This is a genomic window from Pantoea sp. X-Soil-MYKO-1785, from assembly GCF_059730675.1.
This window is the reverse complement of the sequence record NZ_AP036000.1, coordinates 540,967-564,105: the sequence shown is the minus strand read 5'-3', so window position 1 is coordinate 564,105 and position 23,139 is coordinate 540,967. Positions and strand designations below refer to the sequence as shown.

The following is a 23,139-nucleotide window of genomic DNA, read 5'->3' as shown; positions in this document are numbered from 1 at the left end:
GTCAGAGAACACGACCAGATATGCTTTTGTAACGGGCACTGGCCCTGCCAGATACACTCTTATTGCTCCAGGCAGGCGGCTGAGAATGAAGTTGAGCGTGCTCCAAAAAATGATCAACAGCAGAGTTTACAACCACATTCTGAATACGATGGAAGCCATATAAAAATTAACGCTTTTGCTTAATTAATTCTTTTACCGATAGTAAAGTCGGGATTACGAATTTTTTCCCGGCATGAAATATTGATAGCATGATGAAATACTTCTCAGCAACTCACCCGTTAACTTACAATATAAAAGGCACGCGTTATTTATTTTGAAAAGAGAGCTAAATCAGCTGGACATAAACGTGATAAGAAACGCAGCTCTTTTTTTATCGCCTTTCGTTAAGTGATGTTGCTCTCAAAATATAATTTTATGCGTTGATAATATTTATATCTGTCAGTAGTGTCGAAAACGATCGTTACCGAACCCATCGGGCGAAACCTGATTTATCGTTTCTTGTTATACGAAGAACGATAAATCAGGTTTTTTTTTGCACTTTTCCAGCAATTTATCAGGTGATTACCGTTGATGTCAGACACTCACAATCGCGTTGTTACAGCTAATAAGACGGTATTGCGATAATAAAATTATGAATCACAAGGAGAGAACAGTGAAACTTCTGTTACTGGCTACCATGATTTCAGGCGTGCTCTTCCACCCCGCCGCCTCTGCGAATGAGCATGATTTCAGTGCGCAAATTAATAGCGTTCGACCAAACATCATTTTGATTCTCACCGAGGATATGAACCCGCGTCTTGGCGTTTACGGCGACAAAGTAGCGCGAACGCCGCATCTTGATGCGCTGGCGAAAGAGTCGGTACGCTTTACTCACGCATTTACCATGGCTGGCGTTTCTGCGCCTTCGCGGGCGGGGCTGATCACCGGTGCGTTCCCTAACACAATCGGCCTGCAGCATATGCGTACCGCAACCCGACCTGGAGGAGGCTATGTTGGCGTTCCGCCTTCGTGGATAAAGGGTTACCCGGAGTTACTGCGTCGTGCTGGATATTTTACCTATAACGATACCAAAACGGATTATCAATTTACCAAAGGGCACGCTGATACTGGCCCCTTTTCGCTCTGGAGCCAGCATGGTCAATACAGCAACATAAAGGATCTGTTAGTGCCGGCGGCGTGGCGTAATTATGATTTGCAGGGCAAGCCGTTTTTTATGAATTTCAACCCACAAATCACGCATGAATCTGCCTTATTTACCAAAGATAACGTGCCGAAAGGTTTTGAGTATATAACCAAAGTCTGGGACGAGGTTCGTTCACATTATCAGTACGCCGCCACCGATCCGGCCAGGGTGAATATAGAGCCATGGTATCAGGACACGCCGGAAACCCGCAAAGAGCTGGCAACCCTGTATGACAATATCCACGTGATGGACATGCAGGTGGGTAATCTGATTGATACGCTGAAGCAGGATAAGCTGTGGAATAACACCATCGTTATTTTTGCCGCAGATAATGGCGACGGTTTACCCCGGAAAAAGCGTGAAGGTTATGATTCCGGAACGCACGTACCGCTGATGATCCACATTCCTGAAAAATACCGCCCGGCTGGCTGGCCGGCTGCGGGTAGCGTCGACCAACGATTAATTTCATTTGAAGACCTGGCCCCGACCATTCTTGGCTACGCCAGCGCTGACGTGCCGGACTATATGAAGGGCATTGATTTATCCAAAAGCCATGCTCCGGCCCGTCAGTTTGTTTACGGTGTTCGTGGACGTATGGATAACGTCAACATGCGTTCGCTGTTTATTCGCGATAAGCATTATCAGTATGTTCGCAACATGGATAATACCCCCGGCGCGATCAGCATTCCCTTCCGCGATGCACAAATGACCATGCGCGCGCTGGTGAAAGCCGAACAAGCGCATCAGCTGACGAAAGCGCAGCAAAGCTGGTTTGCACCCCGCCCGACCGAAGAGTTTTACGATCTGCAACGCGATCCGTGGCAGCTTAGTAATCTCGCGCAGGACCCTGACTATCAGCAGCAGCTCACCGCGTTTCGCCAGGCGATGGATAACTGGCGCGATAGCGGTAACGACATGAATCTGGTGAAAGAAGATCTGATGGTCAGTGACCTTCTCAACGCTCAGGGTGAACAGCAAATCACTTTACCGCCGGTTGCCACGCAGGATGCGGTTAATAACAAAATTTACCTCACCAACCGGACAGAAAATGCCTCTATTGGCTATAGCTGGGACGGCAAAACATGGCTGCTGTACACCAAAGCACTGACGCCACCTGCTGGTAAACCCAGCCTGCAGTTTAAGGCGGTGCGTTATGGCTGGCAGGAGAGTCCGTTACAGGCTCTGTCGACGGTTCAATGAGATAAGTAACCTACCGGACAGTGGGAAAAGGCCCTGACACAACCCTGGGCCGGTTGACACCGTGATGCACGGCTAAACCAGTGCAGTAAAGCTGTCGGGTGGGATCACTAATAACGCGTTAACACCCGCCTGAGGAAGCACCATGAACCGCCCTTTTACCACTTTTCAGCTGATTGCTAAACCGTCCGGATCGGTATGCAACATTGACTGTAGTTACTGCTTCTATCTGGAAAAGGAACAGCTATACCCGGAGAGAAAAAGCCACTGGAAGATGGATGACGACACACTCGAACGCTATATCCGTCAGCATCTGGCTGCACAGCAGGCGGAGGTGGTGGATTTCATCTGGCAGGGAGGTGAACCCACGCTGATGGGGATAGATTATTTTGAAAGAGCGATGGCGTTACAGGCGCGCTACCGTGGCAACAAGCGGATTAATAACTTTCTGCAAACCAATGGAACGCGGCTGGACGAGGAATGGGCGCGTTTTCTGAAGCAGCATAATTTTCTGGTCGGCGTTTCGCTGGATGGCGATCGACGCAGTAATGATGCGCACCGACTCACCCGTGCCGGAAGCAGTACGTATGATCAGGTCATTAAAGGGATGGCGTTGTTAAAACGCTATGAGGTCGAATTTAACACTCTGACGGTGGTCAACGCTGAAAATGTCAAACGTCCGCTTGATGTTTACCATGCCCTGAAGCGTGCCGGCAGCCGGTATATGCAATTCATCCCTCTGGTTGAGAGGCAAGCCAGTGTTGCCGGGCCGGATGGCCTGACGCTAATCGCTCCTGATTTCAGCGGCCAGTGCCGGGTTACTGAATGGTCGGTGCCGCCCAATGCGTATGGCGGTTTTCTCAATACAATATTCGACCACTGGCTGCGGCATGACCTCGGTGAGGTATTTGTGATGAATTTCGAGCAGACGCTGACGCAATTAACCGGTGGCATCGGCTCCTGTGTTAGCGCTGAAAAATGTGGTGGCAACGTAGTGCTGGAAGCGAATGGCGATCTGTTCTCTTGCGATCACTTTGTCTATCCGCAGCACAAACTGGGCAATATTCATCAAACAGATATTGCCGATTTGGTCAATTCACCGCAGAACGTCACCTTCGGCAGCGACAAGCTGAATAACATAAGCGTTGAATGTCTGACCTGCTCAGTGCGCTCCATGTGCCATGGCGGCTGTCCGAAACATCGATTTGAGATCTCCCTGAATGGACTGCCAAACAAGAATTACTTCTGCGGCGATTATAAAAAATATTTTACGCACACCTTACCTGCAATGAATACCCTCATTGAATTAATGCAGGCAGGGAAAACCCCAGGCCGGATAAGAAGGTACTTCAGGACACAGCAGAGGTAATAGGGATCATTTTTTATCTGGTTTGATTTAGTTAGCTGAGTAATCCGGATCAAAAATAACAATGCAGCATTCAGGCCGTGACTAAAGCCAACAATTTCAATACTTCCTTCACGATCTTTAACGTCTACAGATCCCTTGATGTCAGCGCCGCCGTCATCTTTAAGCCACATATACGCGGGAATAGGCATTTTACAAACTCCTTTTGAATGTCATTTTCTTGGTGATTAATCTGTAGCAGGCAATCGTCAATAGCAGGTTTAAGACTACCAATGTCGCCAGAATAAATGCTGAAAACACCTCTTCTTCTGGAAAAAAAACGTGATAAGGCAGGCAGCGGAACAGCATCCAAAAAATGCATGTGAACGTGAATATCTTTGCTAACCGGCGTAATGTTGAAAAAGCCCACTCTTCAGGAAGTCGAGCCAGCTCAATATTATGCGTCACGCCCTTAAAAACAGTGAGAACCACGCTCATGACAGGAACACCGATCAGTGTGTTTATTAAGAGACTAAAGTAAACCTGTAACGCTTCCCAGGACTCCGGATCAGGCTCACCCAGAATGAAATGGGTAAATCTCTGTGCGCTTTGAAAATCAAATAACGCCGTTATAGCATCAACTAAACCATCATAGGGAACCACTTTAGCTACGATCAGCATAATTGCAGTAAACAGCGCTATTTTGATAAAAAGATTAAGGGCATCTTTTGCCATTGGCAATTACCTCAATCGTTCCGTAGGCCATTAGTTGCTTCATACAAGGAACCGCTATCTTTTGCGTTCTCAGTAATGCGTTACGTAACATGGCATAATCAGAGTCATGCGGAAGCGTAATACATCCTTCGGATAGTGCGCCCGGATGCAAACGAAAGTTACCTCGCTTGACGTTCTCTACCCATGTGTAATCATCGATCGTCCCATCATCCCGCCATATTGCGAACCATTCGGAATGCCTGAACGTAGCGCCACTGGCAAAGTGGTTATAAATATCCCTGACACCGGCATTTAATTGTGATTTGAGCCCTCCCTGAGGACGGTCAACAATCCAGTATTTTCCTGCTGGTACCGGCCCCTCTCCGGAAATCATTCCACAGGCTCCACGATTGCGGTAAGCACCATTGCCATAGAACGCTAAGAACGTTCCCACGCCCGGAAAGAATAAGGGTGAGTAGTAAGCATCATTAATTACAAACTTTCCATGTAGCGCCATAAGCATCCCTTATTCAGGCTAGTTGATTGATAATGCTACAGGCGATTTTCCAACCTTTATAGTGAAAATCAGACTCATTACAAAGTTAATGAGGACAAAAGGGGTATAGATTTACAATGATTATTACAAGGTTGTTATAACTAAATCACTTTGTTTAATATTCTGAAGACAATATTACTTTCATTATCTTCATCCGGGACAACCACTCCATATAAGAGCGTTTATATAAATTATTTTTCAGGGAAAGATCGAGGAGTGATTGCGATGATTATCATATTTCGCAATTAAGCATGGGCATGTCATTCGAACCAATAATATTTACAGTAAACTTTCACAGTAGCCGGTTCAGGAAACCGTGGCGGGTGGGTCTGCGACAGGCCAGTAGCGGTAAGTAATAAAAGTAAGGTGTCAGACAAAGAGTCTGACGCAACGTCGTGCCTGTATTCTGACAGGCTTGTCTTTGTCGGCCAGCCGCTATGATGACGTCCGGCTGTGGATGTTCATTTATTCGGGCACATTCTGAACTTGTGCTTTAGCTCAGACACTTTGGCTAACGCCGCGTCTGGCGGCACCCCAACCTTATCTGGCCGATAGAATTTTGAGATGGATACGCGCTCCAGCGATCGCGAATCAGGTGCCTGACTAATACCCAAACCCGGTACGGTTGAAAACATATGCAGCACGCTGAGTGACTGAGCTACGCCCATTGAATCTCCTCGTTTTTAAGAGCATGATCGCAGTAATTTTTCTCTGCTTACCCTCGATTATGACCTCAGGTAAAACGCTACAAGCCGCTATTTCCGATGTCGCTGTCTGGCGCAAAGGTGACCAGTGTGCACCGCACAAGCCTCTTTTGCTCCTCTACGTCTTATCTCAATACAGGAAAGGCCATTCCCGACTCTTTGATTACGGCAATGAGATTCACGAACCGTTAACCCGATTACTGATCGAGTTTGGTCCTAAAAGACGGGATTACTACCCGAATATGCCTTTCTGGCGATTGAGGACTGATGGATTCTGGACGCTGGAAAACAGCGAGGGTTGCAAACCACGTAAAGGGAACATCCAGCCGACAAAACGAGAGTTAATCGAAAACCAGGTTGCCGGTGGGTTTGATGAAGACAGCTTCCAGACTCTGCAAAAAAATCCAGCCCTGATCGATAAACTGGCACAGCAGATTCTGACCGAGCGATTTCCGGAAAGCCTGCAGATAAAGCTGGCCGAACTGCTGGGCTTCGATTTAGTTACGCTGATGAGAGCACGCGACCCTCGCTTTCGTGACATGATTTTACGGGCTTACCATTCGCAATGTGCTATCTGTGGGTATGATTTAAGACTGGACGGAGCTTTGGTTGGGCTGGAGGCTGCGCATATACGCTGGAAGCAATATGGCGGACCATGTGAAGTTAATAACGGACTGGCGCTCTGTTCTGTACACCACTCTGCATTCGACAAAGGTGCCATCGGCATTGATGAAGATCTCAGGATTCAGATATCAGGTGGAATCAACCGTAGTCCGATGGTGGAGCAGCTTTTCTGGTCACTTGAGGGGCAAAGACTTCATCTGCCTAAAGATAAAATGCTGTGGCCTGCAGATCAGTTTATTGAGTGGCATCAGACGCAGGTGTTTAAGTCCTGAGTGGAATAAGAGATCCAACATTCGATATAAAGCAGGATAACTATTTCAGGATATCGAGTGTGTCATAAGCCTAACAGATTAAATGAACCTCAATTTATCCCGATGATAAATGTGGTCAGACATTAAAGATCCATTTTGTTCAGGGAATGGGCAACTGGCGCATTAACTTTGCATCAAAGTGGTATAACGTTGACTTCAACGATAGCGTTTCTTTCCGGTCAGGCAATATGGCGCTGTCCTGCAAGGAGGGAAATGTGGTCAACAGTGAAGAAAGCTGGGCAACTGATGTGCTGGTTGAAGTGATCGCGTCCTGATAGTTAACCGCTCCCGATGCGATGTCGGGAGCGGTTACTCATTCAGACGACTTTCTGTTTACCGGCAATGACCTGAATAAACTCCTGCACCTGCTTTTGTTTCCGCGCTGACAGCCTGCACACCTGGCGCATCGACTGCATCAGTTCACTGTCGTTATGCCGGGCGGTGAGCACAATACAGCCTTGCATTACCTTTACGTCTACTGCTGTGCCAGTGGCAAAGCCAGCAGCTTCCAGCCATTGTCCTTTCATTGTGATGGCGGGTATCCGGCTGTAATCCGGATAGCGACTTGCATAGCCAACAGTTAATTGGTGGTTATTTTCCGGATATACTTCTGGTTCAGACAGTTGTGCAATAGAATGGGCGTCAGTCATGATTACTATTCCTTTGAAATAGTGATTGTGATTAGCGGCGCCGGTGTGTTGGCGCACATCCGTGCCGCGCTAAATACCTGTATATATCATCAGGAAAGAGACGGGAAGTCCAGCTTAAAACAGCGAAAATACGCCATTTATAAAACCATTTGAATATAAAGCGTCAGGTTTATCTGGCAGGAAATAATAAGAGGCGCACCAGCAAGGTGCGCAATAAAATAAGTGTCAGGGTTTTTTACGTGAGGCTTTTTTACCTGTTCTGGCTGCACGTAACGCTACTAAATTTTATTCTAGTGACCAGCCCCCAGACTTAGATACAAGATTAGTTAGTAATGTCAGTTTGATTAACTTCTAATTTTCTATTTCTCCAGCCCGCTGCAAATTCAGATGATATCTGGTAATTCAGCGACGAATGTGGACGGCACTCGTTATAATACTGCCGCCAGTTATTAATCGTTTTCATGGCGTGAACAATATCGCTGAACCAGTGCTAATTCAGGCATTCATTGCGAACGCATCCGTTAAAACTCTCAATAAATCCGTTCTGGGTCGGCTTGCCCGGCTGGATAAGCCGCAGCTCCACGCCATGTTCAAAGGCCCATTGATCATGTGCGCGGCGGGTAAATTGCGGCCCCTGGTCGGTTCTTATCGTCGCCGGATAGCCGCGAAACAGCGCAATGCTGTCCAGAATACGCGTGACCTGCACGTCTGAAATCCCGAAGGCACGGTAATTGTCAGACAGTCCTTTGTGAAATCATCCACGCAGGTCAGGCACTTGATCCTGCGACCGGTGGCCAGTGCGTCCATAATGAAATCCATCGACCAGGTCACATTCGGCGCATTCGGGCGCAGAAGCGGAAACCGTTCGGTCGCCTGCGTTTTACGCTTCGTCCGTTAACGTAGAAAAGGCGATATACCTGCTTGTGATTGACGTGAAGGCCCTCACGACGCAATAACTGCCAGATGCGCCGATAGCCAAAACGTCTGCGTTCAAGCGCCAGCTCAGTAATACGCCCTGACAAATGAGCATCAACAGATGGACGCTGAGCAGCATAACGGCAGGTCGACAGAGACAAACCGGTAAGTCTGCAGGCACGACGTTGCGACAGACCGGTCGCATCACACATCAACACCACAACGTCCCCCTTCGGGTCTGTCGTCAGTACTTTCGCCCGAGAGCTACCTGAAGCGCCTCCTTATCAAGCATGGTTTCGACAAGCAGCTTCGTGAGTCGGGCGCTCTCCTCTTCAAGCGATTTAAGCCGCGTCACCTTAGGGACTTCAATGCCGCCATACTTCTTGCGCCAGGTGTAGAAGGTGGCGTCTGAAATAGCGTGCTTGCGGCAGAGTTCCTGGGCAGAAATCCCGGCTTCAGCCTCGCGGAGAATACTGATGATCTGTTGGTCGGAAAAACGCTTCTTCATAGAGATATCCTCATGCGGCTTATGAAGGCATTACTAACATCGGGGTGTACTAATCAACGGGGAGCAGGTCACTGTGGCTGTATGACGGGTGGTAAAAAATCACCACATACTGCGCACTCCTCAGTCAGAGCGATTAAGCCACGTCTGTTAGCCTGTAAAACGACGATACAAAACTGGCAACGCTGCTGGTGCCATATCTGTTGGAATGGTGAAAAGGTATGTCCGCAATGTGCGGACTGGATATACGCCATTACTTGTAGCGATCAATAAGCAGGCTGGATCATTTGAAAAATTCTAACTATTAAAATTCTAATAATTAGCACGGTATGTTAATCACCCTCTCAAGAGCATGGCTTAGTGTGATTTTTGTCAAGACCCGACTAAAAATTTCAACTGTTCTTCGGGCATTTCTCGCAATTGTCTAACAAATTGATACGATAGGAATAATCTCAAAGAGGAAAAAGACATATGGCTTACGAAGCTCAGATCAGTCGTAATAACCCTGCAGCATTTCTTTTCGTCGTCGATCAGTCTGGCTCGATGTCAGACAAAATGTCCTCCGGTCGAAGCAAGGCTGAGTTTGTCGCCGATGCGCTTAATCGAACTTTAATGAACCTAATCACTCGCTGTACAAAGTCGGAAGGGGTGCGTGACTATTTCGAAATTGGTGTTTTAGGTTATGGTGGTCAAGGGGTTTTTAATGGCTTCTCTGGACCGCTGGGAGGACAAGTTCTCAATCCAATTTCTGCTCTCGAACAGAATCCAGCCAGAGTAGAAGATCGCAAACGTAAGATGGATGATGGAGCAGGCGGAATCATCGAGACAGCAATTAAGTTTCCAGTATGGTTCGATCCTATTGCTAGCGGCGGCACGCCTATGCGTGAAGCCCTGACCAGAGCCGCCGAAGAGTTGGTGACTTGGTGTGATGCCCATCCGGATTGCTATCCTCCGACTATCCTGCATGTGACTGACGGCGAATCAAACGACGGTGACCCGGAAGAGATTGCCAATCATCTACGACAAATTCGCACCAATGACGGTGAAGTTCTGATTCTTAATATCCATGTCAGTTCCCTCGGAAATGATCCAATCAGATTCCCCTCCTCTGACGCTGGCTTACCGGATGCCTACGCTAAGCTGCTTTTCCGTATGTCCAGCCCTCTTCCGGAACATCTGGTGCGTTTCGCGCAGGAAAAAGGTCATACGGTCGGTATCGAATCTCGTGGATTTATGTTCAATGCTGAGGCTGCCGAACTCGTCGATTTCTTCGACATCGGAACTCGCGCTTCTCAGCTGCGTTGATTCAGCAATGAAACTGGAGTTCTTAGGGACAGTTCCAAAAGATCCTGGATACCCTGAGGCGAATGAAGATAAATTTGCCTTCTCCGAAGATGAGAGAAGGCTGGCTCTATGTGATGGCGCGAGCGAGTCCTTCAGCTCAAAGTTATGGGCCGATCTTCTTGCTCGTAAATTTATTTCAGATCCGAAAGTAAATCCTGAATGGGTAGCTTCTGCTTTAGCGGAATATTCTGCCACGCATGACTTTCCTTCTATGTCCTGGTCCAAGCAAGCGGCATTCGAAAGAGGCAGTTTTGCGACACTAATAGGTGTAGAGGAATTTGAAGAGCATCAGGCGGTAGAAATTCTTGCTATTGGAGATAGCATCACCATGCTGGTTGATTGCGGGAAACTCATTTGCGCATGGCCTTTCGATAATCCAGATAAATTTAATGAGCGGCCAACACTCCTTGCTACGTTGTCCGCTCATAACGATTTCGTCGGTGGAAGCACTTTCTGGACACGGCATGGGAAAACTTTTTACCTTGAAAAACTCACCCAACCCAAACTCCTCTGTATGACAGATGCGCTCGGCGAATGGGCACTGAAACAAGCGCTGGCAGAGGATTCTGGTTTTATCGAATTACTTTCGCTGCAAACTGAGGAACAGCTTGCAGAGTTAGTTCTGAGAGAGCGTGCAGCAAAACGTATGCATATCGACGACTCAACGCTGCTTGTACTATCGTTTTAACGCGGAAAGAAAGATGCCTTACCCGTCTCTTGAACAATACAACCAAGCGTTTCAGCTACATAGTAAGCTGTTAATCGATCCTGAATTGAAATCTGGCTCCGTTGCCACGACAGGGTTGGGTCTACCCTTGGCCATCAGCGGTGGCTTTGCGCTGACCTATACGATCAAATCAGGTGTTAAGAAATACGCCGTTCGTTGTTTTCATAGAGAGTCAAAGGCTTTAGAACACCGTTACGAGGCTATCTCGAGGAAAATTTCTAGCCTTCGCTCCCCCTATTTTCTCGACTTCCAGTTTCAGCCCCAAGGGATCAAAGTCGAAGGAATATCTTACCCTATTGTCAAAATGGCATGGGCCAAGGGAGAGACACTTGGAGAATTCCTGGAGGTCAACAGGCGTTCTGCGCAAGCAATAGCGAAACTATCTGCATCGATTGAATCACTTGCTGCCTACCTTGAAAAAGAAAAAATAGCACATGGTGATTTCCAGACCGGAAACCTGATGGTTTCCGACGGAGGTGCAACCGTCCAGTTAATCGACTATGACGGAATGTTCGTTGATGAGATTAAGACATTAGGAAGCTCGGAGCTGGGACATGTCAATTTTCAGCATCCTCGCCGTAAAGCAACGAATCCGTTCAATCACACTCTGGACCGTTTCTCACTCATTACGCTCTGGCTAGCTCTTAAAGCCTTGCAAATCGATCCGTCCATTTGGGATAAATCAAATTCGGAACTGGATGCAATCATTTTCCGAGCTAATGACTTTGTAGATCCTAGTTCATCTTCCATCTTAGGGATGCTTTCGGGCATTCAACAGCTTTCCCCCCATGTAAAGAATTTTGCCGCAGTCTGCGCTTCCGCGATGGAAAAAACACCTTCCCTTAATGACTTCATTGCTGGCAGAAACATTCCCGTATCCCTAGCAACTATTTGTATGAATGGGGATATACCAAGCAGCAGACTTAAGCCCGGTTACATCGGTGCCTACACAGTATTATCAGCCCTAGAGTACAGTGCCTGCCTTCAGCGAGTTGGTGATAAAGTTGAAGTTATCGGAAAGATTATTGACGTCAAACTCAATAAGACCCGAAATGGCAAACCATACATCTTTGTTAATTTCGGAGATTGGCGCGGTAATATCTTTAAAATATCAATATGGAGTGAAGGCATTAGCGCTATACCTTCAAAACCCGATGCCTCATGGATCGGGAAATGGATTAGTGTAGTCGGTCTTATGGAACCGCCTTACGTTAGCGGGAAATACAAATATTCACATATCTCAATTACAGTAACGACTATCGGTCAAATGACCGTTCTTTCAGAAACAGATGCCCGTTGGCGTCTTGCTGGGCCAAACGATAGTCGACAAACATTAACTTCTACTAGCAGAAACCAGGAAGCCCTGGAGCGCATTAAGGGTAAGAGCACCATTTCAACTCCTAAGCCTATGAGCACTAATGCAACGACTGTAAACCAGGCAATCCTCAGCAAGTTACGGGCTTCTACACAGACTGCATCGCCAGCAAGAGCGCAAACTCAGCATATTGTGCCTAATAAATCATCAACGCATTATGTGGCACCGACGATAACATCAGCTTCTCAGCCGGCATCACCAGCTCAAAACATTCCGAGTAAGACTGTTACTTCAAATCAACAGAATTCTAAGACAAAAGTAATCGTAAAGATTTTCAAATGGCTTTCGAGATTGTTGCATTAATTATCAAGGCGAGCGTTCTGCTTAACACAATGCTTGTTTCCTAAATATCGAAAAATAAGGTAAAAAATGGATGCAGAGAAAATTCAGTCAGATATAGATACTCTTTTAACATATATGAACGATGACATGGAAAACCTCGGTGAAACGATCAAAACTGTTTCATTTGGATTTGATATGGGCCAGAACGATCGCATTGCTATTGACGAGCGGCATCACTGGTCGGAAGAGTATCTGTTCAAAATCATCAACATCTGCCATTTCCGTTCTCTTCTACGTAAGGACTATGGAGATTTTGAACATGTATCCCTGACAGAAGAAGGCCAGAGCCGGGCTATATCAGTAAAACATGGGAAAAACCGTTCTTACGAGTTAGGAGTCAGCATGCAAATCGCGACGCTAAATGTTCATGGGCCAGCGCAGGTTGGTAATGGTAATACACAAAACATTCACAATGTATTTAACCAATTACTTCAGCAGATCGAGTTATCTTCAGCTTCTGACGAAGAAAAGCAGGAAGCCAAAAGCCGTCTTGCTAAATTTTTAGAACACCCTTTGGTTGGCTCTATTGTTGGAGGTCTCGCTGGTTCTCTACCTGGTCTAATGGGATGATGGAAGATCTCAAAAAAACGATCCGACTACGCTGTGCATTCTGTCGTTCGGAGCAGTTTGCCTTACCTTGCGAGGGTTACACGCCTCCGAGTCATAGCTTTGTTGTTTGTGCCAACTGCGGAAGGGAAAACGACGTCACATCTCTGCTTATCGTTACGAAATCGAAAGGGAAAGAAATAGCAGAAGCGTATGCTGATGAGCTAGTTAAACAGATGAAGAAAGATCTGGTTAAAACTTTTAAAAACAGTCATTTCATAAAGATAAAGTGATTTTACCTAAAACATCATGGAGGAGAAATGTCAAAGACCAAAGTAATTTTTGCTTATTGCCATGAGTTAGAAAGATGTGTATCCATTGATGAAGCAAGAACAGAATTCTTTTCAAGAAAGCCGAACGACAGACAACGATTCACTTTCTCCTGCAGCGATCACAACTGCAGTGTCACCATTAGTGGCGTCAACTATCATGTCAAAGCGGAAGACGGAAAAAAATTCAAGGTTGCACATTTTCGTTCTCCACATCCCCACCATCAGGGATGTGAATGGATGCAATTTACTGAGGAAACGGATCAGGTCCGTCAGCCTGATGAGACAGAGACTGATTACAACGAAAGAAAAGCTTGGCAGAAGCTAAATGATTTTATCAATTGCTTCGATCCTTGTACTGATGATGAAGATTCTGAGCAAAAGAAATCAGGACAGCTTACAGCACGTTCACAGGTAAACAATCTCGTCAAAGGCGATGATTTGTCTAGCGATCGAGCTCTCAAGTGGAGCCGTTATACACGAACTAACCAGCTACAGCGGCTGGTAGACACCTGGCAAGAAGCCAAGGAAACTCTTACATACGACGAGTTCAGAGCATTAAGGCTAAGAGTCAAAAACTATGGGAAGGTTTATTTCCATGAATATATAACGCATATTCAGAAAGGGCTAACAAACCAATACGCAGGTGTCATTTTCGGCGGTGGCTCTTTAGTTAAACGCTATGGTCGTGGTTTTCTTATTAACTTCTTCGATAAACATGACGATAAACCTATTCGTCTATATATCGATAAGAACCTTATGGATAAAGGGCGGTTCGGCCATTATGTTGAAGAAATTTTGGCAACAGAAAATGTGAGATATTTTCGGGTCTTTTTGTTAAACCCAGATGTCTCTGAAAGAAAAGATCGATCAGGAAAGCCCGTTATCAACCTTGAGATATCGAACCTGCGACAACTAGCGATTTACTATGAGCTTAACCCCTCTGAAGAGAGCAATCTTTCATCTACACATGCAGAGGATCAAAGCCTAACATAGCGGTACTTATCCTGACCCTACCAGTCTGGGTCGGGTACATAAGCTGCCCCTGGATCCGCTAAATTAGCATCAAGATCTGGATGATGAAAACGAGACAAGCTTATGCCGCATCACCCTGGCCGAACCTTCTGACATATTGCCATTTCTCATGGCATCCCGCCCCTTACCCCATTACAATCATCGTTTGTTTTTTTGCGAGCTGCATAGCAGTCTTCAGAGGGTAGATATGACGATGAAAAACGACAAGGCATGGATTGGAGACCTGCTAGGCGGGCCACTGATGAGCAGGGAAAGTCGAATCATCGCTGAGCTTATGCTTACCAATCCCGATGAACAGACCTGGCAAGAGCAGATCGTGGGTTATAACATTCTACAAGCCTCCTCAGCCAATACAGCGAAGCGTTATGCCACGACGATAAGACTACGCCTGAATACGCTTGATAAAACGGCATGGTCACTTATTGCGGAAGGGAGCGAGCGTGAACGTCAGCAATTACTGTTTGTCGCTCTGGTCCTCCATTCACCGGTTGTTAAAGGCTTCCTAGCTGAAGTGGTGAACGACCTGCGTAGACAGTTTAAAGAAAAGCTGCCTATGGATAGCTGGGATAAGTTTGTGGCTAACCATCTTCGCCAGCAGCCCGTACTCACTAGTTACTCAGATTCATCCATCAAAAAAATGGGTAACAACCTGGTTAAAGCACTGGCTGAGGCAGGTTATCTGGATACGCCACGCCGACGTAATCTCCAGTCAGTCTTTCTTTTACCAGAAACTCAGGCGACCTTGCAGCGCCTCGGGCAACAGGAATTGGTTTCTATTCTGGAGGGGCAACGGTGATCGATCCCGTGCTTGAATACCGCCTGTCACAGGTTCAGAGCCGCATTAGCGAAGAGCGCTTTCTCAAAAACAACGGCTCCGGTAATGAGATTGGGTTCTGGATTTTTGATTATCCTGCTCAGAATGAGCTTCAGGTGCGTGAACACCTGAAGTATCTGTTGCGTAATCTGGAAAAGGACCACAAGTTCGCGCACCTCAACATCTTTCAGATCATCGTCGACATGCTCACTGAACGTGGGTTATTTGAGCGTGTTTGTCAGCAGGAAGTGAAAGTAGGTACCGAAGCGCTGAAAAAACAACTCGTTGGCTTATTGAATCAGAAAAAGATCGCGGATTACATAGCAAAAAAAGTCGATCTTCAAAATCAGGAATTTGTCATTCTGACAGGGCTGGGGAATGCCTGGCCGCTGGTTCGTGGCCATGAGCTGATGAGCGCCTTGCAGGACGTGATGGGTTTTACCCCTCTGTTGATGTTTTATCCAGGAACCTATAGCGGACACGATCTCTCTCCCCTAGCGGGTATTGATTCCCGAAATTATTATCGCGCCTTCAGGCTGGTACCCGAAAGCGGGCCTGCGGCGACATTGAATCCTCGTTAAAGAGCACAGCAATGAATATTGAACAGATCTTTGAGAAACGTCTGGACCGAAACATCAATGGCGTTGTGAAAGCCGAACAGACGGACGATGCCAGTGCCTGGATTGAGCTTGATGAATACGTCATCACCCGTGAACTGGAAGGACATCTTCGCCATTTCTTCGAATCTTATGTTCCGGCAACCGGTCCGGAGCGCGTACGCATGGAAAACAAAATTGGCGTATGGGTTTCAGGGTTCTTTGGCTCTGGTAAGTCGCACTTTATCAAGATCCTGTCGTATCTGTTGTCTAACCGCAAAGTCAGCCATAACGGTACGGAACGTAATGCATACGCCTTCTTTGAAGACAAAATCAAAGATGCTCTGTTCCTCGCTGATATCAACAAAGCGGTCCATCATCCAACGGAAGTGATTCTGTTCAATATTGATTCTCGTGCTAACGTCGATGACAAAGAAGACGCCATCCTTAAAGTCTTCCTGAAGGTGTTTAACGAACGGGTTGGCTACTGCGCTGATTTTCCGCACATCGCCCATCTGGAGCGTGAACTGGCTAAACGCGGACAATACGAAGCGTTTAAAACTGCATTCGCCACTATCACTGAGTCAAGTTGGGAAAAAGAGCGCGATTCCTACTATTTCATCAGCGATGAAATGGCAGAAGCACTAAGCCAGGCCACCGGCCAAAGCGTTGACGCCTCGCGTCAATGGGTGGAACAGCTGGATAAGAACTTCCCATTAGATATCAATAATTTTTGCCAATGGGTCAAAGAGTGGCTGGATGAAAACGGCAAAAACATCCTCTTCATGGTGGATGAGGTCGGTCAGTTCATCGGTAAAAATACGCAGATGATGCTAAAGCTACAGACTATCACTGAAAACCTGGGTGTGATCTGCGGTGGACGCGCATGGGTTATTGTTACCTCCCAGGCAGATATCAATGCGGCCATCGGTGGGATGAGCAGCCGCGATGGACAAGACTTCTCTAAAATTCAGGGCCGTTTCTCTACCCGTTTACAGCTTTCAAGCTCCAACACATCCGAAGTTATCCAAAAACGTTTGCTGGTGAAAACCGATACTGCAAAACCCGCGCTGGCGAAAGTCTGGCAGGAAAAAGGCGACATTCTGCGCAACCAGCTTGCCTTTGATCCTACAACCACCGCTTCTTTGCGCCCCTACACCAGCGAAGAAGAATTTATTGATAACTACCCGTTTGTCCCGTGGCACTACCAAATTCTGCAGAAAGTTTTTGAGTCTATTCGGACCAAAGGTGCCGCCGGTAAACAGTTAGCCATGGGTGAACGCTCACAGTTAGAAGCATTCCAGACTGCGGCGCAGCAAATCGCCCCGCAAGGTCTGGATTCTCTGGTGCCGTTCTGGCGTTTTTATGCCGCGATTGAGAGCTTCCTGGAACCGGCCGTCAGCCGCACCATCACTCAGGCCTGTCAGAATGGCATTCTTGATGAGTTCGATGGCAACTTATTGAAAACGCTGTTCCTGATCCGCTATGTCGATGTGCTGAAAAGTACACTCGATAATCTGGTCACCCTTTCCATTGATAAAATCGATGCTGATAAAGTCGATCTGCGCCGTCGCGTTGAAACAAGCCTGAACAAGCTGGAACGGGAAATGTTGATTGCTCGTGTCGAAGACAAATACGTGTTCCTGACCAACGAAGAAAAAGAGATCGAGAACGAGATCCGCAATGTTGAAGTCGACTTCTCTGCGATCAACAAAAAACTGGCTTCGATCATCTTTGATGACATTCTGAAAAACCGCAAATATCGCTATCCGGCAAATAAGCAGGACTTCGACATCAGCCGCTTCCTGAACGGACACCCGTTAGACGGCGCAATGCTTAACGATCTGGTGGTAAAAATTCTTACCCCCAAAGATCCGACCTATACGTTCTATAACAGCGATGCCGCCTGCCGTCCTTATACTTCGGAAGGTGATGGCTGTATTTTGATTCGCCTCCCAGAGGAGGGGCGCACCTGGACCGACATTGATTTAGTCGTTCAGACCGAAAAATTCCTCAAGGACAACGCCGGACAACGCCCGGAACAGGCCAGCCTGCTTTCAGAAAAAGCCCGCGAGAACAGCGTTCGCGAAAAAATGCTGCGCGTCCAGCTAGAGTCGCTTATTGCCGAAGCAGACGTCTGGGCGATTGGCGAGCGTTTACCGAAGAAATCTTCGACGCCATCCAGCATCGTGGATGAAGCCTGCCGCTATGTGATTGAAAACACGTTTGCCAAGCTAAAAATGCTGAAGCCGTTCAACGGCGATATCGCACGTGAAATCCATGCGCTGCTTACAGTAGAGAATGATACAGAGCTGGATCTTGGCGAGCTGGAGGAATCTAATCCCGAGGCGATGCGGGAAGTGGAAACCTGGGTCAGTATGAACATCGAGTACAATAAACCGGTCTATTTACGCGATGTCCTGAACCACTTTGCTCGTCGACCTTATGGATGGCCAGAAGAAGAAGTGAAGCTGTTGGTTGCTCGCCTGGCACGTAAAGGCAAATTCAGCTTTAGCCAGCAGAATAACAATATCGAGCGTAAGCAAGTTTGGGAGCTGTTCAATAACAGCCGTCGCCACAGCGAGCTACGTCTGCACAAAATTCGTCGTCACGACGAATCACAAATTCGCAAAGCCGCACAAACCATGGCGGAGATTGCCCAACAGCCGTTTAGCGAACGTGAAGAACCCGCACTGGTCGAACATATCCGTCAGGTCTTCGACGACTGGAAGCAAGAGCTGAATGTCTTCAGAGCGAAAGCGGAAGGTGGAAACAATCCAGGAAAAGAAGAGATTGAGTCAGGCCTGCGCCTGCTGAATTCCATTCTCAGCGAAAAAGAAGATTTTGCCCTGATTGAGAAAGTCACCAGTCAGGCCAATGAGCTTCTGGATTTCAGTGAAGATCGTGAAGATTTGGTCGATTTCTACCGCAAGCAGTTCGCCACCTGGCAAAAGCTGGGGGCTGCACTGAATGGCAGCTTTAAATCCAACCGCAGCGCGCTGGAAAAAGACGCCGTGGCGGTAAAAGCGCTGGGTGAGCTGGAAAGCATCTGGCAGATGCCGGAGCCTTATAAGCACCTCAATCGCATCACGCCGCTGATTGAACAGGTCCAAAACGTCAACCATCAGTTAGTCGAACAACACCGCCAGCACGCCCTGGAGCGTATTGACGCCCGTATCGAAGAGAGTCGCCAACGCTTGCAGGAAGCGCACTCCACGTCAGAGCTACAAAACAGCGTTCTGCTGCCGATGCAAAAAGCCAGAAAACGTGCCGAGGTCAGCCAGTCGATCCCGGAAATTCTGGCGGAACAGCAAGAGACAATGGCGCTGCAAACGGATGCCGAGAAGAAGATTAATCAGTGGATCGACGAGCTGCGTAAAAAACAGGAAGCCCAACTTCGGGCAACGAGTGAAGCTAAACATGCGGCAGAGTCACAACAGACCTATGTTGTGGTAGAAAAGCCCGTAATCCAACCGGTACCGAAAAAAACGCATCTGGTGAATGTCGCCAGCGAGATGCGTAAAGCCACCGGTAGTGAAGTGCTGGAAACCGCCGAGCAGGTGGAAAAAGCGCTTGATAAGCTTCGCTCTGCGCTACTGACAGCCATTGAGGCAGGTGACCGGATTCGTCTTCAGTAACCCCCATTTCAGGGCAGCGCTCTGCTGCCCTTTGCAGGATTTTCTATGAATACCAATAACATCAAAAAATACGCTCCACAGGCCCGTAACCAGTTCCGCGATGCGGTGATCCAGAAGCTGACCACGTTGGGGATTTCCGTCGATAAAAAAGGCACTTTGCAGATTGCTGATGCCGAGATCGTCGGCGAAACCGTGCGCTATGGTCAGTTCGACTACCCCAAGTCCACCCTCACCCGCCGCGATCACCTGGTAAAACGCGCCCGCGAGCAGGGCTTTGACGTGCTGGTTGAGCACTGTGCCTACACCTGGTTCAACCGCCTGTGCGCCATTCGCTATATGGAGATCCAGGGTTATCTTGACCACGGTTTCCGCATGCTCTCGCACCCGGATAATCCAACCGGCTTTGAAGTGCTGGACCATGTGCCGGAAGTGGCGGAAGCGCTACTGCCGGAGAAAAAGGCACAGCTGGTCGAAATGAAGCTGTCCGGTAACCAGGACGAAGCCATCTACCGTGACCTGCTGCTGGCCCAGTGCCACGCCCTGCACCGCGCGATGCCGTTCCTGTTTGAAGCGGTCGACGATGAAGCTGAACTTCTACTGCCGGATAACCTGACCCGTACTGACTCGATTCTGCGCGGTCTGGTGGACGGTATTCCGGAAGAAGACTGGCAAGAAGTTGAGGTTATCGGCTGGCTGTATCAGTTCTATATTTCTGAGAAAAAAGATGCCGTTATCGGTAAGGTGGTAAAGAGCGAAGATATTCCTGCCGCCACCCAGCTGTTTACCCCAAACTGGATTGTACAGTATCTGGTGCAAAACTCCGTCGGCCGCCAGTGGTTGCACACCTACCCAGACTCGCCGCTGAAAAGCAAAATGGACTACTACATTGAGCCAGCCGAACAGACGCCAGAAGTGCAGGCACAACTGGCAGCCATTACGCCTGCCAGCATTGAACCGGAAAGCATTAAGGTGCTCGACCCGGCCTGCGGCTCAGGGCATATTCTGATTGAAGCCTATAACGTGCTGAAAAATATCTACGAAGAGCGCGGCTATCGCGCCCGTGATATTCCACAGCTGATTCTGGAAAATAATATTTTTGGTCTCGACATTGACGACCGTGCTGCCCAGCTTTCCGGCTTTGCATTATTAATGATGGCCCGTCAGGATGACCGCCGGATATTCACCCGCGACGTGCGCCTGAATATTGTTTCCCTGCAGGAAAGCCTGCATCTGGATATTGCTAAGCTGTGGCAGCAGCTGAACTTCCACCAGCAGGACCAGACCGGCAGCATGGGAGATATGTTTGCCGAAAGTACCGCATTAGCCCATACCGACAGCGCGGAATATCAGCTGCTGATGCGCACGCTGAAACGCTTTGTGAACGCCAAAACGCTGGGCTCGCTGATTCAGGTTCCGCAGGAGGAAGAAGCGGAGTTGAAGGCGTTTCTCGATGCGCTGTATCGCCTGGAGCAGGAAGGAGATTTCCAGCAGAAAACGGCAGCGAAAGCATTTATTCCGTATATTCAACAAGCATGGATCCTGGCGCAGCGGTATGATGCGGTAGTGGCGAATCCGCCGTATATGGGTGGCAAGGGAATGAATGGTGAATTGAAAGGGTTTGCCAAAAATAATTTCCCGGACAGTAAGTCTGATTTGTTTGCAATGTTTATGCAGCATGCATTTTCTTTGCTTAAAGAAAATGGATTTAATGCACAAGTGAATATGCAGTCATGGATGTTTTTATCCAGCTACGAAACACTACGCGGCTGGCTCTTAGACAATAAAACCTTTATTACGATGGCACATCTGGGGGCAAGAGCATTTGGAGAGATTTCTGGAGAGGTAGTACAGACCACTGCATGGGTTATCAATAATAAACATACCAAACAATATCACCCCGTATTTTACCGTTTAATCAATGGAAATGAAGAACAAAAAAAATCCGCTTTAATAGATAAAAAAAATCGTTTCAATGGCATAACACAAGATGAACTAAAAAGAGTTCCTGGCTCACCTATTGCTTACTGGGTTAGTACAAAAATAAGAAGCCTTTTTTCACATCAGAATATTGGCAACAATTCAATATCTAATGGGCAGAACAAAACTGCTGATAATGAGTTATACACAAGACTTCACTGGGAAGTAAAGTCTGAATCAGTAGGTATAGAGAAAAAATGGTTTCAGTACGCAAAAGGCGGAGAGTTTAGAAAATGGTACGGGAATATTGATACAGTTGTTGATTGGTCCGACGAAGCAAGAACACATTATAGGAAAGATGCAAGATGTAGAATAATTCCTGAAGAATTATGGTATGAGACCGGAATTACATGGAGTCGAGTATCATCAATGAATACACCTCCTGCATTCCGTATCTTACCAAGTGATGCCACTTTTGATATGGTAGGTTCATCTGTTTTTATTAAAGATGAAAATATATTATTATTTTGTCTATCTGCACTAAACTCTAATGTGGCGCATAAAATATTCCCTATACTAAACCCTACGATTGATATTCAAGTGAAGGATGTTAGAACATTTCCATTACCATCCTCATGCCCGAAGGACATCTTGATACAGAACACCAAGAAATTAATTTCAATAACAAAAAATGATTGGGATAAAAAAGAAATATCTATTGACTTCAAAGCACCCAGCCTAATAAACACAAAAGGATTAGACTTAAGATACGCTTATCACGCCCAAAGAACGCTGGAAGAAAATGAAATTTTGAATGTCAAGAAGGCTGAAGAAGAAATAAATACATTATTGATTAAGGCATATTATTTGGAAGAGGAAATTTCACCAGAAGTTCAACTATCGAATATAACTCTATTTTCTAACAAACACTATAGATATAACGGTGAACTGATAGATAAAGATAATCGTTTACAATGTGATGTATTAACAGAATTATTGTCATTCATCATCGGCTGCCAAATGGGACGCTACTCCCTCGATCGCGAAGGCCTAGTCTACGCCCATGAAGGCAACAAAGGATTTGCCGAACTTGTCGCTGAAGGCGCATACAAAACCTTCCCTGCGGACAATGACGGCATCCTGCCGCTGATGGATGACGAATGGTTTGACGATGACGTCACCTCTCGCATCAAAGAGTTTGTCCGCACCGTCTGGGGCGAAGAACATTTGCAGGAAAATCTCGAATTTATCGCCGAAAGTCTCTGTTTATACGCGATCAGTCCTAAAAAAGGCGAATCTGCGCTGGATACCATCCGTCGCTATCTTTCCACCCGGTTCTGGAAAGATCATCTGAAGATGTATAAAAAGCGCCCGATCTACTGGCTGTTCAGCTCCGGTAAAGAGAAAGCGTTCGAGTGCCTGGTCTATCTGCATCGCTACAACGACGCGACGCTGGCGAGAATGCGTACCGAATATGTGGTGCCGCTGCTGGCACGCTACCAGGCCAATATCGATCGCCTGAACGAACAGGTCGATGGTGCCTCCGGCGGCGAAGCCACCCGTTTGAAGCGCGATCGCGACAATCTGAGCACGAAATTCAACGAACTGCGCAGCTTCGACGATCGCCTGCGTCACTATGCTGATATGAGAATCAGTATTGATCTCGACGACGGCGTTAAGGTTAACTACGGTAAATTTGGCGATCTGCTGGCACATGTAAAAGCCATTACCGGCAATGCGCCTGAGGTGATGTAAGTCAGATAGCATTCCTT

The 23,139-nt window shown here is 47.2% G+C and carries 15 protein-coding genes and 3 pseudogenes; 13 read left to right on the top strand and 5 right to left on the bottom strand.

All coding sequences use genetic code 11. From position 1 onward, the window contains the following. Positions 1–652 precede the first annotated feature (652 nt). Positions 653–2,383 carry a sulfatase family protein gene (locus tag AC6I8D_RS02485; RefSeq protein WP_497819605.1) on the top strand — a complete coding sequence of 577 codons (1,731 nt, stop codon included), beginning with the start codon at positions 653–655 and terminating at the stop codon, positions 2,381–2,383. A 142-nt stretch (positions 2,384–2,525) separates the two neighbouring features. Continuing rightward, positions 2,526–3,749 (top strand): anaerobic sulfatase maturase, encoded by a 1,224-nt coding sequence (locus tag AC6I8D_RS02480; RefSeq protein WP_497819604.1) that lies wholly within the window; start codon positions 2,526–2,528, stop codon positions 3,747–3,749. A gap of 68 nt (positions 3,750–3,817) precedes the next feature. On the opposite strand, the pseudogene AC6I8D_RS02475 reads toward AC6I8D_RS02480, so the two are convergent. The 3 genes and pseudogenes from AC6I8D_RS02475 to AC6I8D_RS02465 all read right to left on the bottom strand — a co-directional run. Then, positions 3,818–3,937, bottom strand: a pseudogene (locus tag AC6I8D_RS02475) (type VI secretion system tube protein Hcp); the annotation flags it as partial. Between the two features lies 1 nt (position 3,938). Beyond that, a complete protein-coding gene (locus AC6I8D_RS02470) occupies positions 3,939–4,460 on the bottom strand; it encodes a hypothetical protein (protein WP_497819603.1) in 522 nt (173 codons plus the stop codon). Next, the gene (locus AC6I8D_RS02465) at positions 4,441–4,956 is read right to left on the bottom strand and encodes a DUF2778 domain-containing protein (RefSeq protein ID WP_497819602.1); all 516 of its coding nucleotides are present in this window, start codon (positions 4,954–4,956) and stop codon (positions 4,441–4,443) included. Before AC6I8D_RS02465 ends, AC6I8D_RS02470 begins: the two co-directional genes overlap by 20 nt. A gap of 766 nt (positions 4,957–5,722) precedes the next feature. Here AC6I8D_RS02465 and AC6I8D_RS02460 point away from each other — a divergent pair. Together AC6I8D_RS02460 and AC6I8D_RS02455 are read left to right on the top strand one after the other, a co-directional pair. Next, entirely contained in the window at positions 5,723–6,595 is an 873-nt protein-coding gene (locus AC6I8D_RS02460; RefSeq protein WP_497820642.1) for a phosphorothioated DNA-binding restriction endonuclease, read from the top strand. Positions 6,596–6,708: 113 nt separating this feature from the next. Continuing rightward, a pseudogene (locus AC6I8D_RS02455) lies at positions 6,709–6,909 on the top strand (hypothetical protein); the annotation flags it as partial. 42 nt (positions 6,910–6,951) lie between these two features. Here the strand turns inward: AC6I8D_RS02455 and symE are convergent. Together symE and AC6I8D_RS02445 are read right to left on the bottom strand one after the other, a co-directional pair. Further along, entirely contained in the window at positions 6,952–7,284 is a 333-nt protein-coding gene (gene symE / locus AC6I8D_RS02450; RefSeq protein ID WP_497819601.1) for an endoribonuclease SymE, read from the bottom strand. Positions 7,285–7,606: 322 nt separating this feature from the next. Further along, a pseudogene (locus AC6I8D_RS02445) lies at positions 7,607–8,707 on the bottom strand (IS3 family transposase). Positions 8,708–9,175: 468 nt separating this feature from the next. On the opposite strand from AC6I8D_RS02445, the gene AC6I8D_RS02440 reads away from it, so the two are divergent. From AC6I8D_RS02440 to pglX, 9 genes are all read left to right on the top strand, one after another. Then, complete coding sequence (locus AC6I8D_RS02440; RefSeq protein WP_497819600.1) at positions 9,176–10,009, top strand: TerY-P anti-phage system-associated VWA domain-containing protein; 834 nt, start codon at positions 9,176–9,178, stop codon at positions 10,007–10,009. Positions 10,010–10,016: 7 nt separating this feature from the next. Then, on the top strand, positions 10,017–10,736 hold the full coding sequence (locus tag AC6I8D_RS02435; protein ID WP_497819599.1) for a TerY-P anti-phage system serine/threonine phosphatase: 720 nt from the start codon (positions 10,017–10,019) through the stop codon (positions 10,734–10,736). A 13-nt stretch (positions 10,737–10,749) separates the two neighbouring features. Continuing rightward, entirely contained in the window at positions 10,750–12,453 is a 1,704-nt protein-coding gene (locus AC6I8D_RS02430; RefSeq protein ID WP_497819598.1) for a serine/threonine protein kinase, read from the top strand. Positions 12,454–12,519: 66 nt separating this feature from the next. Next, positions 12,520–13,062 carry a hypothetical protein gene (locus tag AC6I8D_RS02425; RefSeq protein ID WP_497819597.1) on the top strand — a complete coding sequence of 181 codons (543 nt, stop codon included), beginning with the start codon at positions 12,520–12,522 and terminating at the stop codon, positions 13,060–13,062. Between the two features lie 296 nt (positions 13,063–13,358). Then, the gene (locus AC6I8D_RS02420; RefSeq protein ID WP_497819596.1) at positions 13,359–14,363 is read left to right on the top strand and encodes a hypothetical protein; all 1,005 of its coding nucleotides are present in this window, start codon (positions 13,359–13,361) and stop codon (positions 14,361–14,363) included. A 232-nt stretch (positions 14,364–14,595) separates the two neighbouring features. Beyond that, complete coding sequence (brxA, locus tag AC6I8D_RS02415) at positions 14,596–15,198, top strand: BREX-1 system protein BrxA (RefSeq protein ID WP_497820641.1); 603 nt, start codon at positions 14,596–14,598, stop codon at positions 15,196–15,198. Beyond that, complete coding sequence (brxB, locus tag AC6I8D_RS02410) at positions 15,195–15,797, top strand: BREX-1 system protein BrxB (protein ID WP_224266702.1); 603 nt, start codon at positions 15,195–15,197, stop codon at positions 15,795–15,797. Before brxA ends, brxB begins: the two co-directional genes overlap by 4 nt. Before the next feature lie 11 nt (positions 15,798–15,808). Continuing rightward, on the top strand, positions 15,809–19,450 hold the full coding sequence (brxC, locus tag AC6I8D_RS02405; RefSeq protein WP_497819595.1) for a BREX system P-loop protein BrxC: 3,642 nt from the start codon (positions 15,809–15,811) through the stop codon (positions 19,448–19,450). 45 nt (positions 19,451–19,495) lie between these two features. Beyond that, on the top strand, positions 19,496–23,122 hold the full coding sequence (gene pglX, locus AC6I8D_RS02400) for a BREX-1 system adenine-specific DNA-methyltransferase PglX (protein ID WP_497819594.1): 3,627 nt from the start codon (positions 19,496–19,498) through the stop codon (positions 23,120–23,122). Positions 23,123–23,139: the final 17 nt, after the last annotated feature.

Coding starts and splice junctions, on each gene's coding strand:
- AC6I8D_RS02480 (WP_497819604.1), top strand. CDS start 2,526: ATGAACCGCCCTTTTACCACTTTTCAGCTGATTGCTAAACCGTCCGGA.
- AC6I8D_RS02470 (WP_497819603.1), bottom strand. CDS start 4,460: ATGGCAAAAGATGCCCTTAATCTTTTTATCAAAATAGCGCTGTTTACT.
- AC6I8D_RS02465 (WP_497819602.1), bottom strand. CDS start 4,956: ATGGCGCTACATGGAAAGTTTGTAATTAATGATGCTTACTACTCACCC.
- AC6I8D_RS02460 (WP_497820642.1), top strand. CDS start 5,723: ATGACCTCAGGTAAAACGCTACAAGCCGCTATTTCCGATGTCGCTGTC.
- symE (WP_497819601.1), bottom strand. CDS start 7,284: ATGACTGACGCCCATTCTATTGCACAACTGTCTGAACCAGAAGTATAT.
- AC6I8D_RS02440 (WP_497819600.1), top strand. CDS start 9,176: ATGGCTTACGAAGCTCAGATCAGTCGTAATAACCCTGCAGCATTTCTT.
- AC6I8D_RS02435 (WP_497819599.1), top strand. CDS start 10,017: ATGAAACTGGAGTTCTTAGGGACAGTTCCAAAAGATCCTGGATACCCT.
- AC6I8D_RS02430 (WP_497819598.1), top strand. CDS start 10,750: ATGCCTTACCCGTCTCTTGAACAATACAACCAAGCGTTTCAGCTACAT.
- AC6I8D_RS02425 (WP_497819597.1), top strand. CDS start 12,520: ATGGATGCAGAGAAAATTCAGTCAGATATAGATACTCTTTTAACATAT.
- AC6I8D_RS02420 (WP_497819596.1), top strand. CDS start 13,359: ATGTCAAAGACCAAAGTAATTTTTGCTTATTGCCATGAGTTAGAAAGA.
- brxA (WP_497820641.1), top strand. CDS start 14,596: ATGAAAAACGACAAGGCATGGATTGGAGACCTGCTAGGCGGGCCACTG.
- brxC (WP_497819595.1), top strand. CDS start 15,809: ATGAATATTGAACAGATCTTTGAGAAACGTCTGGACCGAAACATCAAT.
- pglX (WP_497819594.1), top strand. CDS start 19,496: ATGAATACCAATAACATCAAAAAATACGCTCCACAGGCCCGTAACCAG.